This is a genomic window from Mesorhizobium sp. M1169, from assembly GCF_040318345.1.
Taxonomy (GTDB): domain Bacteria; phylum Pseudomonadota; class Alphaproteobacteria; order Rhizobiales; family Rhizobiaceae; genus Mesorhizobium.
The window spans coordinates 1-847 of record NZ_JAMYME010000112.1 but is presented as its reverse complement, the minus strand read 5'-3'; the positions used below and the strand labels follow the sequence as shown (position 1 = coordinate 847).

Here is an 847-nt window from a genome sequence, read left to right as displayed (position 1 = left end):
GCTCGACATCGTGGCGTCCGAACCAGTCTTCACCAACAACACTTATATGCTTATCCACAAGTCAGATGAAAACAAGGTTCTGGTCAATGACGTGAACAAAGTTCTGAAGGAGTTGAAAGACGACGCTACGATCGAAAAGCTCTCGCAGAAGTGGTTTGGCGAAGGCATCGTCAAGTATATGAAATGATGCGATCTGAGTAGATATCGTCAGCGGCAAGGCTGAATTGCAAGAAGGAGTGTTTCAAAGTGGATGTTTCTGCTATGATTCCCGAGTTGCTCTCGGCATTGCCGCTGACGCTCGCTATCACGTTTACCGCCATGTTGGTCGGCTTTTGCTTGGCGCTCGTTGCGACAACATTGCGGATTCGCAGGATACCAGTGGTCAGCCACCTCACCGACCTCTACGTGTCCTATGCCCGCAGCGTTCCCGTCGTCCTCCAGTTGTTCGTCGCGTTCTACGGGCTCCCCCTATTGGTGGCCCTGTTCGGCTCCGCAGATTTCTTCTCGCCGACGATCGCTGCGATGGTCGGACTGAGCTTTTACCACGGCGGCTATCTGTCGGAAGTCCTTCGGCCCGCATACCTGGCCGTCGATCGCGGCCAGCATGATGCGGCCGACAGTCTAGGATATACCTTTCGCCAGAAGATCACCCGCATCGTGGGCCCGCAAGCGGTGCACTTCGCATTGCCTGGCTATGGAAATTCCATCATCTACCTGATCCATAACGTTGCGCTGGTCATGTACATCGGGGCGGCCGACGTGATGGCGACCGCGCACTTGATCATGGAGCGCGACTATAACCAGTACCAGTTCGAAACATACCTCGTCCTGGCCGTCATCTATGCGC

At 54.7% G+C, this 847-nt stretch carries 2 protein-coding genes; both read left to right on the top strand.

Translation table 11 applies throughout. The features are described 5' to 3' along the window. On the top strand, window positions 1-187 hold a 187-nt coding region (locus NKH41_RS34045; protein ID WP_352935999.1), incomplete at its 5' end, for a transporter substrate-binding domain-containing protein. A 59-nt stretch (window positions 188-246) separates the two neighbouring features. Then, window positions 247-847 (top strand): amino acid ABC transporter permease (locus NKH41_RS34040; protein ID WP_352935996.1); only part of this gene is annotated, 601 nt, incomplete at its 3' end.